The organism is Pseudomonas sp. nanlin1, assembly GCF_045571515.1.
Taxonomy (GTDB): domain Bacteria; phylum Pseudomonadota; class Gammaproteobacteria; order Pseudomonadales; family Pseudomonadaceae; genus Aquipseudomonas.
This window is the reverse complement of record NZ_CP124218.1, coordinates 2,799,715-2,814,305: the sequence shown is the minus strand read 5'-3', so window position 1 is coordinate 2,814,305 and position 14,591 is coordinate 2,799,715. Positions and strand designations below refer to the sequence as shown.

At 60.0% G+C, this 14,591-nt stretch carries 9 protein-coding genes; 4 read left to right on the top strand and 5 right to left on the bottom strand.

The window, feature by feature from the left end; translation table 11 throughout:
- Positions 1-133 precede the first annotated feature (133 nt).
- Both QCL65_RS13080 and gloA read left to right on the top strand, forming a co-directional pair.
- Positions 134-499, top strand: a complete 366-nt coding sequence (locus tag QCL65_RS13080) for a histone-like nucleoid-structuring protein, MvaT/MvaU family (RefSeq protein ID WP_407309232.1) — start codon at positions 134-136, stop codon at positions 497-499.
- 234 nt (positions 500-733) lie between these two features.
- On the top strand, positions 734-1,255 hold the full coding sequence (gene gloA, locus QCL65_RS13075) for a lactoylglutathione lyase (protein WP_407309230.1): 522 nt from the start codon (positions 734-736) through the stop codon (positions 1,253-1,255).
- Positions 1,256-1,349: 94 nt separating this feature from the next.
- Here the strand turns inward: gloA and ahpF are convergent, their stop codons facing one another.
- From ahpF to QCL65_RS13060, 3 genes are all read right to left on the bottom strand, one after another.
- Positions 1,350-2,912 carry an alkyl hydroperoxide reductase subunit F gene (gene ahpF / locus QCL65_RS13070; protein ID WP_407309228.1) on the bottom strand — a complete coding sequence of 521 codons (1,563 nt, stop codon included), beginning with the start codon at positions 2,910-2,912 and terminating at the stop codon, positions 1,350-1,352.
- 208 nt (positions 2,913-3,120) lie between these two features.
- Complete coding sequence (ahpC, locus tag QCL65_RS13065) at positions 3,121-3,684, bottom strand: alkyl hydroperoxide reductase subunit C (RefSeq protein ID WP_407309226.1); 564 nt, start codon at positions 3,682-3,684, stop codon at positions 3,121-3,123.
- A gap of 100 nt (positions 3,685-3,784) precedes the next feature.
- Complete coding sequence (locus QCL65_RS13060; RefSeq protein ID WP_407309224.1) at positions 3,785-4,813, bottom strand: hypothetical protein; 1,029 nt, start codon at positions 4,811-4,813, stop codon at positions 3,785-3,787.
- 139 nt (positions 4,814-4,952) lie between these two features.
- Here QCL65_RS13060 and QCL65_RS13055 point away from each other — a divergent pair, with 139 nt between their 5' ends.
- Both QCL65_RS13055 and QCL65_RS13050 read left to right on the top strand, forming a co-directional pair.
- Positions 4,953-6,365 carry a hypothetical protein gene (locus tag QCL65_RS13055; protein WP_407309222.1) on the top strand — a complete coding sequence of 471 codons (1,413 nt, stop codon included), beginning with the start codon at positions 4,953-4,955 and terminating at the stop codon, positions 6,363-6,365.
- 69 nt (positions 6,366-6,434) lie between these two features.
- On the top strand, positions 6,435-10,067 hold the full coding sequence (locus QCL65_RS13050) for an RHS repeat-associated core domain-containing protein (RefSeq protein WP_407309220.1): 3,633 nt from the start codon (positions 6,435-6,437) through the stop codon (positions 10,065-10,067).
- A gap of 154 nt (positions 10,068-10,221) precedes the next feature.
- On the opposite strand, the gene QCL65_RS13045 is transcribed toward QCL65_RS13050, so the two are convergent.
- The gene (locus QCL65_RS13045; protein ID WP_407309218.1) at positions 10,222-12,399 is read right to left on the bottom strand and encodes an autotransporter outer membrane beta-barrel domain-containing protein; all 2,178 of its coding nucleotides are present in this window, start codon (positions 12,397-12,399) and stop codon (positions 10,222-10,224) included.
- A gap of 107 nt (positions 12,400-12,506) precedes the next feature.
- Entirely contained in the window at positions 12,507-14,570 is a 2,064-nt protein-coding gene (locus QCL65_RS13040; RefSeq protein WP_407309216.1) for a hypothetical protein, read from the bottom strand.
- Between the last annotated feature and the right edge of the window lie 21 nt (positions 14,571-14,591).

Sequence of the window (14,591 nt, the reverse complement as noted above, 5' to 3'; positions counted from 1 at the left end):
CTGCCTTTAAGCCAAAAAAAGTGCATTATTCGTGCACTCGGGAACTTGCTGCGCGGCCCTGGGGACTTAAATGAAGGGCCGTGGCAATTTTGCTACCCGACCGCTCGCCAACATTATTAAAGGGGTGCTCCATATGTCCAGACTCGCCGAATACCGGGCGGCCGAAAAGGCCCTCAAAGAACAACTTGCCCAGTTGGAGTCGATGAAAAACGACTCGGGTTTGAAAAAGGAAATTGAGTTCGAAGAAAAACTGCTGGACCTAATGAAGTCCTACAGCAAGGGCCTGCGTGACGTAGTTGCGATCCTCGACCCAGCCGCCTACAGCCGCCGCCCAGCCGCACCGGCAGCGCCCAAGCAGCGCCGGGCGCGAGTGGTCAAGGTGTACGAAAACCCCCACACCGGTGAGCTGATTGAAACCAAGGGTGGCAACCATCGTGGCCTCAAGGCCTGGAAGCAGGAACACGGCGCTGACACCGTCGAGGGCTGGCTGCGCCCCTGAATGGATCCTCATTGCGAGGTTTTCACAGGATTTTCACACCGCCTGTTCCACCATGGAGGCCGCTAAAGGAATAGCGCCCCAATGCCCGCTTCGGCGGGCTTCTTATTGCCCGCGAAAAACCCTCTTACACTTTTAGCGCTTATAAGACTTGCGTATCATCCATCATCCGATACGAACTCTGGCGCCTCGATGGTTTCAAACCGACGAGCCAGATTATTCAACGATGGAGTTAGCATGAGCTTGCAAGCCTTGAACAACCTGCCCGGCGTTACCGCCCAGGCCGATGCCGCCACCCATAACTTCGTGTTCAACCACACCATGTTACGGGTTAAAGACGCTACCCGCTCGCTGGACTTCTACACCCGTGTACTAGGTTTTAGCCTGGTGGAAAAACGCGACTTTGCCGAAGCCGAATTCAGTTTGTACTTTTTGGCCCTGGTGGATAAACAGCAGATTCCCGAAGATGACCAAGCCCGCACCCAATGGATGAAGTCGATCCCGGGCATTCTTGAGCTAACCCACAACCATGGCACCGAGACCGATGCCGAGTTTGCCTACCACGACGGCAACAGCGACCCGCGCGGGTTCGGTCATATTTGCGTGTCGGTGCCTGATATCAAGGCGGCGTGCGAACGCTTTGAGGCACTCAATGTGCCGTTTCAAAAACGTCTGAGCGATGGGCGGATGAAGAGCATTGCCTTCATCAAAGACCCGGATGGGTACTGGGTCGAGATTATTCAGCCGACGGCTTTGTAAAGCCATAACAGCTCGGGGGCGAGCCCCCTCCTACCGGCAACGTACGCCCGTAGGAGGGGGCTTGCCCCCGAGCTTTTACCGCACCCAACTATTATCAAGCCGGCGCAGACGTACGAATCAAATGATCAAACGCCGCCAACGAAGCCTTAGCACCCTCGCCCACCGCAATCACGATCTGCTTGTACGGCACGGTAGTAACGTCACCGGCCGCAAAAATACCTGGCAGGTCGGTTTCGCCGCGAGCATCGATCATGATCTCGCCGCGGTTCGACAGCTCGATTGTGCCCTTGAGCCAATCGGTGTTAGGCAACAGGCCGATCTGCACGAAGATGCCTTCCAAATCGACCGTGTGTTCTTCGCTGGTCTGCCGATCTTTATAGCGCAAGCCATTGACCTTCTGCCCGTCACCGGTTACTTCGGTGGTCAACGCCTGGGTGATGACCTTAACGTTCGGCAAACTGTGCAATTTGCGCTGTAACACCGCATCGGCGCGCAACTGGCTGTCGAATTCGATCAGCGTCACGTGGGCGACAATACCGGCCAGGTCGATGGCCGCTTCTACGCCTGAGTTACCGCCACCAATCACGGCCACACGCTTGCCTTTGAACAAAGGGCCGTCACAGTGCGGGCAATAGGCGACACCGCGGTTGCGATACTGCTGCTCGCCCGGCACGTTCATTTCCCGCCAGCGCGCGCCGGTGGCGATAATGACCGTCTTGGCTTTGAGCGAAGCACCGCTGGCGAATTGCACTTCATGCAGTTGGCCATCTTTGCCGGGAATGAGCTTTTCGGCACGTTGCAGGTTCATGATGTCTACTTCGTACTGCTTAACGTGTTCTTCCAGCGCCGTGGCCAGCTTGGGCCCTTCGGTTTCCTGTACCGAGATGAAGTTTTCGATAGCCATGGTGTCCAGCACCTGACCACCGAATCGCTCGGCGGCGACTCCAGTACGAATCCCTTTACGCGCCGCATAAATAGCAGCGGAAGAACCTGCCGGCCCGCCACCCACTACCAATACGTCGAAGGCGGCCTTGGCGTTGAGCTTTTCGGCTTGGCGGTCACCCGCGCTGGTGTCGATCTTGGCGAGAATTTCTTCCAGGCCCATGCGGCCCTGGCCAAAGTTTTCGCCATTCAGGTAAACGCTGGGCACCGCCATGATCTGCCGGCTTTCCACTTCGGCCTGGAACAAGGCGCCGTCGATGGCCACATGGCGGATGTTGGGGTTCAAGACCGCCATCAGGTTCAGGGCCTGGACCACGTCCGGGCAATTTTGGCACGACAGCGAAAAATAGGTTTCAAAGTTGAATTCGCCTTTCAGCCCGGCGATCTGCTCGATCACTTCGGCGCTGGCTTTCGAGGGATGGCCGCCGACTTGCAGCAGGGCCAGCACCAACGAGGTGAATTCGTGGCCCATGGGGATACCGGCAAAACGCAGGCTGATATCGCTTCCAGGGCGGTTGATGCTGAATGAGGGCTTACGCGCATCGGTGCCGTTGTCGAGCAAGGTGATCTTGTCCGAGAGGCTATCGATGTCACGCAGCAGGCCGAGCATTTCCTGGGACTTCGCGCCGTCGTCGAGGGACGCGACGAGTTCGATCGGCTGGGTGACGCGTTCCAGGTACGATTTCAACTGGGCTTTAAGATTGGCGTCCAACATACGAGGCGATTTCCAGATAAATAAATTATGTGTGTGTGTGTAGGAGGGGGCTTGCCCCCGATCTTTTGATCTTTTGATCTTTAAGACGTCTTGCCCCTCGATCTTTTGATTTTCGGCGCATTTGAAAGATCGGGGGGCGAGTCTAAGAGCTCGGGGGCAAGCCCCCTCCTACAGGGGCAAGCCCCCCCCTCCTACCGGGGGGGCGGTTTTAGATTTTGCCGACCAGGTCAAGGGATGGCGCCAGGGTGGCTTCGCCTTCTTGCCACTTGGCCGGGCACACTTCGCCTGGGTGGGCAGCTACGTACTGGGCAGCTTTGACTTTGCGCAGCAGCTCGCTGGCGTCACGGCCTACACCACCGTCGTTCAGTTCGACGATTTTGATCTGGCCTTCAGGGTTGATCACGAAGGTGCCACGGTCAGCCATACCGGCTTCTTCGATCAGCACGTCGAAGTTGCGCGAGATCACCTGGGTGGGGTCACCGATCAGCGGGTATTGGATTTTGCCGATGGTCTCCGAAGTGTCGTGCCAGGCTTTATGGGTGAAGTGGGTGTCAGTGGACACACCGTAGATTTCCACGCCCAGCTTCTTGAAGTCTTCATAACGGTCGGCCAGGTCGCCCAGCTCGGTCGGGCAAACGAAGGTGAAGTCGGCCGGATAGAAGAACACTACGGACCACTTGCCTTTCAGGTCGGCTTCGCTCACATCGACAAACTTGCCCTGGTGATAGGCAGTGGCTTTGAACGGTTTGACCTGGCTGTTGATGATAGGCATCGGTAAAGCTCCTTCAGGGTTGAAAAACTGTGGGAGCGATAATAGACAACGAGCCCACGTAGGGCTCATTGCTAAAGCTGATGGGCTGCATTGCTTTTGGCTATGGCTTAGGCAAGTGCGCGTCGGGGGGAACCTCGGAACGCTCGATTTTGACGCAAGAGAGCTTGCCCTGAATGGGATCTGTACCGCGTCGAAACTTCCAGACTAGAAGAATTCCGGCAACTGCTACGTGGCCATTTTGCACATTGTAGAACTCATTGAAGTCGTAGAAATTCAATACACTGGTTCTTTGTTTGATTGTCTTAATCTCGATGATGAAATTCTGATCTCCTGTGGGTGCGCAAGAGGGGGTATCGAAAAACGTCAGCGTGGTCGCCGACCAGCCCCGCTGCATCATAAAGCCATAGGCGTCGTCGTTTGAGCAGCCTGAAATATTCTTCAAGTTGTAGGTACCGGTTTTCATGGTGATTGTGCAGTTGGGGGAGCCGTCCCGATTGCGGATCAGCAAGGCCCCATGTTCGCGCTGTTCCGGGTTATCTGGCATTTCCGGGATGTCTTGTCGGGCCCCATCGCCTGGCGCACGAGGATTCACCCTCCGAGCTGTCTGTACTGGGTAGTCTTCAAGTTTGAGGTCCGCATCGCCCGGCACGTCGGAGCGGGTAATGTAAATGCAATGGAAGGCACGGCCTCTAGGGGTAATCGATGATTTCCCCGTCAGCATCACGCCGGGGGCGATGACTTCATTTGCGCCAACGTTATCAAAGGCTCCCAACACGCTCATGCCACGGGCATTAGTGGGCTGCTTTATGGTTTTCCAAGTCATGGCCCAAACGGTGTTTTCGCACTTACCATAGTCGTTCATCTCCTCGAACCTCAGAGTAGTGGCAGAATGACTATTTGCAATCTGCACCCAATACGTCCGATGGGTACTTGGCACACACGAGCCGGGTATCCGCGCCACACTGGTGACTAAATCAAACTCGCAACTCGTCGCGGAATCCCCATTTCTGGTGATCATAATCACCCCCGGGCGGTCATCTGCCGTGTTGCCGACTGGCTGACAGCCCTGCAGCATCAGCCCACCCAGCATCCCAATGGCCACCTTCTTCCACCCGGCTGTCCAATTCATCGCCCTGCTCCGTCGCTTAGGATTACTCACCCCCAAACTACCCCACTGAACTCCCCGCACCACACTGGCAGACCTGCCAGGTAGGCAAACGCGGCAGGCTTCTTAAGCTGGCCCTTTCTGACCAGAACAGGGCCACCCCATGACACACTCTTCCGACGTCAGCTCCAGCGCGTTTTCCTTCATGGGTTTTTTTGCGGGCAGTATGGACCCGCGCACTGGCCAGTACGGTTTATCGATCACCCTGCCGACCTTGATGGGCAACGATCTGGCCGGGCCCAACCTGGAATGTAGCCTGGCGTTCAGCTCGCTCAATACCCGTGACAGTGGCTATGGCCATGGCTGGAACCTGAACCTTAGCCAATACACCCCACACAATCGGATCCTGGCCCTGAGCACCGGCGAAACCTTCAAGGTGACCGGCAGCGGTTATCAGCCCGAGATTGCCGAGAAAAAACTCGATACGTTTCACTTTTACGACCTCGGCCGGGCCCCAGGTGCCGAAAACCGCCCAGGCTTTTACAAGGTGGTGCATAAATCCGGCCTGGTGGAGCTGCTGCAGTTGATCGACGGTGACGTGGCGGGGCGCACCGCACTGCCGGTGGAGTTGCAGTCGATGTACGGGCGGAAACTAGCCCTGCGCTACCAGATCTTTCCAGGCCAATTGATCCTTAAAGCCGTGGCTGACGAAGCGGGCCGGCAGTTGCTGGATGTCGTGCGGCAAAACGATGAACTGACTTTTACCTTTTGGCCGGGCGAGGCCGAGACCGCCACCTATCGGTTGCTGTTGCGCCGCAGTGACAGGCGGGTCGAGCGTGTAACGCTACCGAGCGACGATGGCGCCGGTTGGGACATCCACTATGAAACCTTCGACACGCTCCCCGGCCACCTGTATGTGCAATATGTCAGGGGCCCCAGCGGCGCGGTGGAAACCCTTAACCACTCGGGCGAGCACCGCGACCTGCGCTTCCCCGGTGACCCCAGTGGGCGGCCACCGCTACGCCGGGTCACCAGCCATCAGCTCGCCCCGGGTGGCGGCCAGCCCGCCGTGCTCACGCGTTACCGCTACCCCGGCGGCTACAACTTTCTCGGCTATGGCGCCCAGGGCCTCTCCTATCAGGAAGATGGCCTGGATAACCTGTACCGGGTGCGAGAGGCCTACCGCTACAGCAGCGTCTCCACGGTGGAAGAAGGCGCCACCCACGCCAAGGCCGGCACGGTGCTGCGCACCATCAGCCGTACCTATAACCGCTTTCACTTGCTGGTCGAAGAAGTGACCCAGCAGGGTCAGAACGTCTACACCCAGGCCACGGACTACGCCGCAGACGAGCAATTACCCTTTAGCGCCCAACCCGCGTACTTCCAGATGCCGGCCAAAGTCACTCGGCGATGGTACGTCGACGGCGTGGTGGGCGAGTACTTTGAAGAATCGGAAACGTCCGCCTACGACCCATACGGCAACTTAGTCGAAACCGTGGCCGCTGATGGCAGCCGCACCACCTACGAGTGGTACCCGGCCGAAGGGCTCGTGGGCCATTGCCCGCCCGACCCGTAGCAATTCGTCCGCACCCGGCGCAGTGAGACGCAATGGCCCGCCCCGGCCGAACACGGCGCGGCGCCGATTGTGGTCACCCGCGAAAGCTATGCGACCTTGCCAGCGTTCGCCGCAGACACTCCCGCGCCCCTGGTGCTCACCCGCACCCGCACCCTGGAGCGCATGGATAACCTTGAGCATGAATGGGCCCAAGCCAACTACAGCTATCACCAGGATCGCACCGATCCGCTGCAATATGGGCGCATAAGAAGCCAGGGCACGACCCTAAACCGGCACACCCGTTTCATTGAATACAGCTACCATAAAGCGCCTGGCCGCACCGGGCAGACGGTGCTGTTTACCACGGAACGGGCGAGCAGCGATTTCGATACCCAGACCAAGCAGGTCACCCAGCAAACCTCGTTGCTGCACGGGCTGGCGTTGTTGGAGGAGAACGACGAAGGGCAAATGGTCGAATCCGTCTATGACCGTTTGTTGCGCATGGTGCGCCAGACTACCGCTGTGGGCACCCCCCACGAAGCCAGCATCACCTTCCGTTACCGGCTCAGTACTGATGACAGCCAGCAAGCCTACCAAGAAAACACCAACGTCAAAGGCAGGGTGACCCGCCTGCTGTTCGACGGCCTGAATCGCACTGTGGCCGAAACCTGTATCGACCAGGCCAACGCGGCGTTCCTCAACCAGCCGCGGCCAACCTACAGCGCGAGCTACGACGCGCTTGGCCAACTGGTCAGCGAAACCCACTATGATTGGCTCGGCGACCAGCAATACCCCTTGACCACCCTGACCCGCTACGACGACTGGGGCCAACCCTGCCAGATCACCGACCCCGATGGCCTGGAGCACTTCAGCGTGCAGTCGCCGACCCAGCGCACCCTGCTGGCCTGGGACTACAGCGCCGCACAACAGCGCAAGTCGGCGCAAACCCTGACCTACCTCAACCGCTTTGACAAACCCGACCGCCAGTTGGTGTTTGCTGCCGACGCCGACCCTGTCACCGCCTTCCCGCCACTGGCCCAACACCTCTGGCACTACAATGGCCTAGGCCAATGCACCGAAGAAACCGAAATAGTCCAGGGTGATGCGGCCCCGCACGTTGAGACGACCACCACCTACACTTACGATTTCTGGGGGCGCCTGGCCACCTCGACCCTGCCCGACTACAGCAGGGTGGTGCATACCTATGCGGAGCATTCCGGTGAGGCGCTGAATGTGGCCATCGCCGTTTATCCCTACGGGCGAGACGCCAGCGCCGGGCCTATTACCCTGGGCCGCCGCACCTTCGACAGCCTTGACCGGCTGACCAGCAACACCTGCGCCCAGCGTACCGAAACCCTGCATTACCAAGATTCACAGATGCGCCCGCAATGGCTTGAGACCGCGGACCAACAGCGCTTCGATTACCTCTACCTGCCGCAACTCACCGAAGCGCCGATTGAGGTTAAGGTCAACCAGCACGTCAAGCGCTTTACCTACGATGACGCCAACGCCCAGTTGCTGCAGTCCACCGATGCCCAGGGCCATTACGCGTTTACTTACGACCAGCATGGTGCCCTGGCCCAAGAGGTGTACACCGCCAGCGATGCCCAGCAGTGGACTCACGACCAAGTCAATTCGCGTCTGGGCCGGGTGCTCAGCCGTAACACCCACGGCGGCTTGCAGACCGTCTATGACTATGACCGCCATGGCCGCTTGGTCGGCGCGCGGCAAGGGGCGCTGCAAGCCACGTACAGCTACGACGGTTTTGGCCGTTTGCGCCAGAGCGTGTGCCTGAACCAGGCGAGCCAGGAAACCCTCACCACCGACCTGGAATATGACGACCTGGGCCGTGAGGTCCTGCGCCGGGCCCACACGCCCGGGCACCCGACCACTGAGTGTCGCCAGGCCTGGCGCAGTGACAACCTGCTGGTGCGCCGCCACCTGCTGGCGGGGGACACCACCCTGCTGCTGGAAACCTTCGACTATGACGAGCGTAACCGCCTGCAAATCTATACCGCCACGGGCACTGACCTACCCAAAGACCGCTATGGCAATGCACTGAAGTGGCAATTCTTCACCTATGACAGCTTCGATAACGTGACCACTCGCCTAACCGATTACAGCCATGGTGGGCGTGACATCGCGGGCTATGAATACAACGCCGACGACCCCTGCCAATTGTTGGCCATCACCCATAGCCTGGCACCCTACCCGGCCCGTACGGAGCTACGCTACGATGCCGCCGGCCGCCAGCAGGTCGACCTGGACGGGCGACAATTGGCCTACGACGAACGCAGCCGCTTGGTCGCCGTGCGCAGCCCGGATGGCCAAGAAACCCTGGTGCGCTACCGCTACGATTGCCACGACCGCCTAATCGGCGTCACCCACGGCGACCAGCCTGAAGTCCTGCGGTTCTACGTCGGCACCCGGGTCGAGCACACGGAGCAGGCCGGCCGGCAAACCTGGTACCTGTACAATGGCGACAGCGCCATCGGCCAGCAATACGTGCAAGCGGGCCAACCGGGCCAGGCCCTGCTGTTGCTGAGCAATGCCAACTTGAGCGTGATCGGCGAGCTGGACAGCGATGGCCTGCGCCGTACTACCTTCGGCGCCTATGGCGAAACCGCTGACGACCCAGCCCGCCAGTGCAGCCTGGGCTTCAATGGCGAACAGCGCGAACTGGCGACCGGCTGGTACCTATTGGGCAACGGCTACCGCGCCTATGACCCGGAACTGATGCGCTTCCACTGCCCTGACAGCATGAGCCCTTTCGATGGTGGCGGGCTCAATGCTTATATGTATTGCTTGGGTAATCCAATTGGCTATCGGGACCCGACAGGGCATTTATCCACGGAGTCTTGGGCGGGGATCGGGCTCTCGGCGTTGTTCTCCTACAAGGCAGTGCTCGCGCTTAAGGTTGCAGTCGGCATCATATTAGCACCCGCGACGGGTGGTCTTAGCTTCGCCATCGCCGTCGGCTCAGCGGTTGCCACAACAACCTTTTTGTTGGGTACAGCGATGGCGACCGCTGGAGGCATCTGGTTGAGCGAGACCGATGAGCCAAGGGCTACCGAACAAGCGAAAGCTCTGCTCTACGCTGGGATCGCCCTAACGCTGTTATCGTCATACGCAATGGCGGGGGCCAGCTCGCGTCAGCGGGCGCTGGCTAAGGGGAGTGCACCAGGGTCCGCTTCAAGAGGTTCGAATCAAGCCCTACCGCGGCCAAGCCTGACTGATTCGGACTACCTCTCTGAAGCGGAGCAGTTCATGGGGTTTAGGCGCCGCACAGTGGTGCGGTTTGCTCCAGGCACCCGAGGGGGGAGTGTTTCAAGCGACTCAGGGTGGAGTTTTTCAAGCTCCTCAAGGGGGAGTGTTTCAAGCTCCTCAGCGGGGAGTATTCCAGGCCCCTCAGGGGGGCGTGTTCCGAGCCTACCAGCCGGGAGTGTTTCAAGCTCCTCAGGGGCGAGTGTTGCAGGCCCCGCAGGGGGGGTTGTTCCAGGCTCCCCAGCGGGGAGTGTTTCAAGCTCCTCAGTGAGCAAAGTTTCAAACGCCTCAGTGAGGAGGATTTCAAGCTCCTCAACTGGCAGCGAGAGTGGCAAAACAGTTATCGAAACCAACGTTAGCCCGTTCTACAAATTTGGTCCGCGCCCTGCAAACACGACAGTGCAGGGGATTATTTCAAAAGGGCCCGAGCTAAAGGATTTTCGCTTCGACCGGTACTAATCCGACAAAACCTTAAGAGCCAGCATGTAATGACATCTCACTTTATGCCCCCCGGTCTTAGCCAACACGCAGGGGTGGCTTTGGGTATGCAGGCGCTGGTCCGCGCCTCGAGATCAAAAGATCGGGGGCAGGCGGAGCACCGCCCAGCCCCCTCCTACCAGCCCAACCTTACTCCGACACTACCGCCCCAAGGCTGTTCGACCCGGCCGCCGTGGGTGGTTTCCAGGTCGGCGTACACTTGCCAGCCGCTGCTCAGGCTCAGCGTGACCCCCGCGCCCAACTCGGCGCGCTGCCCGGAGAGGTCGCTGGCGAAGCGATTGCCGTTGACCTTGATCTCGTTGCCCTTGGCAAACTCATAACCCCACGCGGCGCGCAGGTAGGGGCGCAGGCTGTTGCCTTGGTCCAAATCGAAGCTATGGCCCACGGTGCTGCCGACTTTACCCACCAACGAATGGCTGGTCTCGCCCTCCACGCGCAGGCCGTTGTCCAGGCGATAGTCTTTGCCCTGAGCGACCAGGCCGCTCCATTGGGTGAAGGGTTCGATAAACCAACCGCCGTGCAGGGCCATATGGCGGCCGAACTCTACGGTGGCGCCGGTGCCCAGGTTGGCGTAGCGGCCCTTGGCTTCCTTACCGTCGCTCAAGCGCGCCCGGGCCTGGTGCTGGAAGCGGTTGAGCTTGACGCTGCTGTCCAGGTAATAGCCGCTGGCGGCGTCCAGCCAGGTGGCGTAGAGCCCGGCATAGTAGCTGTTGGTCTCGCCTTCACTGCCGCGCTTAAGGCTGAGCTCCGAGCGGCTGTAACCGCCCATCACCCCCAAACGCCATTGGCCATCGCCGGCCGCCAAGCGCGTATCGGTGCCCAGCGACAAGCCCTGCTGGTTTTGTTGGTAGGCACGGCCTTGGCCGCTGTCGACCTGGTAACGGTTACCGTAGGTGCGCATCCACAAACCACCGGTGCCGCCGTCCAGGCGCAGTTCGCCCATACGGCTGCGCAGCGAGGTCATTTCGCCGTACCAGACCGACGCCGTGGCGTCCTGCAGCCCCAGCACGGTGGCGGTGCTGGCACTGACCTGGCGCTGGTTGGCGTTGAGAAACCAGCCGTTGCCGCGTTGCTCCAGGTCGTAGGCCCAGGTGCCTAGGTCCACCGCCCCGCCGGCCAGGTCGAACTGCGCGTCCCCCCCGCCGATCTGCACCACCTGTAACTGAGCGTCGCGCAGAGGGTCGGCGCCCGCGCTGGCGATAAGGATCTCGTGGCGACCGGTAGCGTTGCCGGTGACGTCGAGAAAATCACCCAGGCCCTGGCCAATGTCGACGTCCATTATAAAAGTGCCGCTGCCGGACAACTCGCCCACGGTCAGGCGCTGATACTCATTGGCTTCACCGAAGCGAATAGCGCCGCCGGCCATGCTCAAATTCTCGATACTGCTGTCTTCGACCATGGTCCAGCGCGCGCCACTGTTGATAGCCACGTTCTCGACGTTTACCAGGCGCCCGGTCCACTGGGCAGCGTTGCGCAGTTCAAGGCTGGCGCGGCTGCCCACATCGACCACCATATCGCCCACCAATTGACTGTTGTCCACCTGCAGGTCCAGCTCAGCACCGCGGGCCACTTCTACCAAGTTGCCATTACCGCTGACCAGGGAGCTGCCATTGGCCAACACTAGGGTGGTGCTCGTGCCTGTGCCCAGGTCGTACGAGTCGACCCGCACCGCCGCTCCGTCGATGCCTTCAACGACGGTGTTATCCAGCTCGATTAAATTGTCATTGGGCACCGCCGGGTCGACGGTGACCAGCATGCCGTTGGTCCGCCCTTCTATTCGGCTGCCCACTGCTTGCATCTGGCCGTTATTGAACATGGCGCCCGCGCCACGCTCTGAAACCACCTGGGTGTTTTCCAGCAGCAATTGGGCCCCCGAGGCCACTTGCACGGCGGCCTGATTCGCCCCAGTGGAGCGCACCTCGCTGTTGCGCAGCGCCCCCGTAGCGCCCGGGCGGATTAGCACCGCTACCCGGTCGGCCAGCAGTTGGGTGTTGTTCACCTCGGCATGGCTGCCGGAGGCCACCGCCAACGCGTTAAGCGTGCCAGTGGCGGTGACTTGGCTGCCCTCGATGTTGGCCCGGGAGCCCTCGATGACGTTGATGTCAAAGGTTGTGGCGCCGGTGGCGTTAAGCACGCCGCCATTGCGCACGGTCCAGTCCTGAGCGGGGGTGCTGGCGTTGATGCTGCGCTCGGTGCCGTCGACGATGCCGGCGTGGGCGCCTACGCTGGCCATCGCCAGGGGCAACCAGGTGACGCAGAACAGCGCGCGGGCCAGGGGATTAAGGGTAAACATGCGACCTCCATGGAAAGCAAACCGGCCCCACAGGGCCGGCCGTCAAAAGTGAGAGGTGCAGGCTAATTATCCTGCTACTAGATGTATCTAGGAATGGTCCTACTTACCTAGCGGACTTCGGCTACTGCGGTTGGCGGAGGAATACTGCAGGTACCGCCGGGCTGGACCATGGCCACATACTTCTCGGCCATTGGCGCCCCGACCGTCTGGCCATCGATCAACAGGCTGTAGTTCAGGCGGGCTCGGCCAATTTGGCTGTCATCATCGATATAGGTGGGCAGGATGTGGTCTTCGTAGGGTTCGATTAGCCAGGTCAGACCATTGGCTTGGTCAGCTTCGGTGACGGTCAGGGTGGCCTCTTTGGTCGCCGAAGCAATGGGGGCGCCGCCCGACGTCCCCGTCAGAGCCTCCCATTTCAGCTCGACGGTGCGCCCGGCCAGCAAGTGCTCGTTGGGCGCAATCCGCACCTCTACGCCGTAGCTGTCTTTTGCTGGGTGCTTGACCAGCGAGACGCAGGTCAATAGCTGGGTCGTCGGATGCACGCGCAGGAACTCAGCCATCGGCAGGATCACCTGCACCGCTTGCACGTCGACATCGGTCGCCGGCGATCGTTGGCTGTTGCTCTGGCCCGTTTGGCTCAACTCATAGTGCAGCGGTAAAGCGGCGTTGTTACCCCCTCGGCGAATCAAGTCCCACGGTAGCCGTACGTTAATTTCCTGGCCTTCCACGTCGCCCGCCTGGATGTCGTAGCTGGGCCCTGGCAGCCCATTCCAGAAAAAGGTGACTGTCTGCCCCACTGTCGGCGACGCGTACAATGTCAGGAAAAGCGTTGCGTCTTTCTCGAAATGCTTCTCCTCTAGCTTATTGCGATCTGTTTCGCCCTCAGCCAGCACTTCTGGGGGAGGCAGGGTGGGGTTGACCGGTGACGGCTCGTCGGGGTTATCTGGCCCAGGCAAGGAAAGATCCACGTTCACCTGCAGCCCTGTGCCCTCTTCGATCGGAACCAGGAGCTGCTCGACCTCGTACTCGACCAACGCGGTCTGTATGGGAGTGGGGTCGCTGAAATCATAACCGGCCTTGAGGGCTGCCCAGGGCACCGGCAGACTCAACGGAAAGCTGTAACTGGTGCCCAGGGTAAACGGCGCGAGTGGCACGCCGGCCCAGGTGGCACGTATCGTGTCGCCCGCGGCGTGGTTGTCATATTCATCGATCAGCACCGCCAGGACACTGCTGGGCCAGGCGTCGTCGCGGTCGATAAGGTTATCGTCATAGGCGGTGACCCGTGGCGGTTTCAGGTTCTCCGGCAATTGCCCCAGAGCCACTACCAGGGTCTTGACCTCAGAAATCCGGCTGATATTGCCAGCGCGGTCGATCACGACATAAAACGCCTTGAGTGCGCCACTGCCGACGCTGCGAATCTTATCGCCACTAATGGTTGCGGTGTAGCCGGCGGTAATCGGTTGGATGGCAACTACGTGGGGGCCGTGGCCAGGTTGGGTGGGTAATTCACGCGCCCAGCAGATCACTAACTGATCCCCAGGGGCCTCATCCGGGTGAACGGGTATTTGTAGCTCCAACTTATCGGCATTTTGCGTCAGCCAAGCATCCGTAATCGGCTCAGAGGGCCCGCCGGTCATTTCTCTGGGGACACCGTTGTACCAGGGGGCCAACGTGTCAGCCCGTAGGGGTATCAGCTCACTAACGTTGTTACCGCCCGACCATCCCTCCACTGCATAGCGCAGGTAGAGTTGCTTGTTAGCTTCGCCCAGCAGCCACTCGATGGCGAGCGGTTGAATGAGCGGAAATTGCTGATCGGCGGGGATATCCTGCGGTTGAAAGGGCCGCCACGGCCCTATTGGTGTGTCTGCCACTTCTATTTTCAGCTCATCAACAAAAGCAGATCCCGGTGGTGGCCGTGAGCTCCATTCATCAATCTTAAGGTCCAGGTCTTTGCCTTGTTTCATAAACGCGTAGGTGAGCAACCCTTCGGTATCGCGGTCGATGATTTCAATTTCTTTGGTAGGATCTGGTGGGTTGCCGTCATAAACATCGATCGTCGGTCTCGCCAGAGGCGCCAGGTCACGGGCCAGGCGTTTCGCGCGCTCGCGGTGGGCGGCTTTGCGGGCGTTGATGGCGTCGAGGCGACGCTGCTCAAAGGGTGTCAGTGGCATGATTTCCGCATCCAGGTAGAG

Bases quoted from the DNA above. Each gene is read 5' to 3' on its own strand.
- QCL65_RS13080 (WP_407309232.1), top strand. From the start codon at position 134: ATGTCCAGACTCGCCGAATACCGGGCGGCCGAAAAGGCCCTCAAAGAA.
- gloA (WP_407309230.1), top strand. From the start codon at position 734: ATGAGCTTGCAAGCCTTGAACAACCTGCCCGGCGTTACCGCCCAGGCC.
- ahpF (WP_407309228.1), bottom strand. From the start codon at position 2,912: ATGTTGGACGCCAATCTTAAAGCCCAGTTGAAATCGTACCTGGAACGC.
- ahpC (WP_407309226.1), bottom strand. From the start codon at position 3,684: ATGCCTATCATCAACAGCCAGGTCAAACCGTTCAAAGCCACTGCCTAT.
- QCL65_RS13060 (WP_407309224.1), bottom strand. From the start codon at position 4,813: ATGAATTGGACAGCCGGGTGGAAGAAGGTGGCCATTGGGATGCTGGGT.
- QCL65_RS13055 (WP_407309222.1), top strand. From the start codon at position 4,953: ATGACACACTCTTCCGACGTCAGCTCCAGCGCGTTTTCCTTCATGGGT.
- QCL65_RS13045 (WP_407309218.1), bottom strand. From the start codon at position 12,399: ATGTTTACCCTTAATCCCCTGGCCCGCGCGCTGTTCTGCGTCACCTGG.
- QCL65_RS13040 (WP_407309216.1), bottom strand. From the start codon at position 14,570: ATGCCACTGACACCCTTTGAGCAGCGTCGCCTCGACGCCATCAACGCC.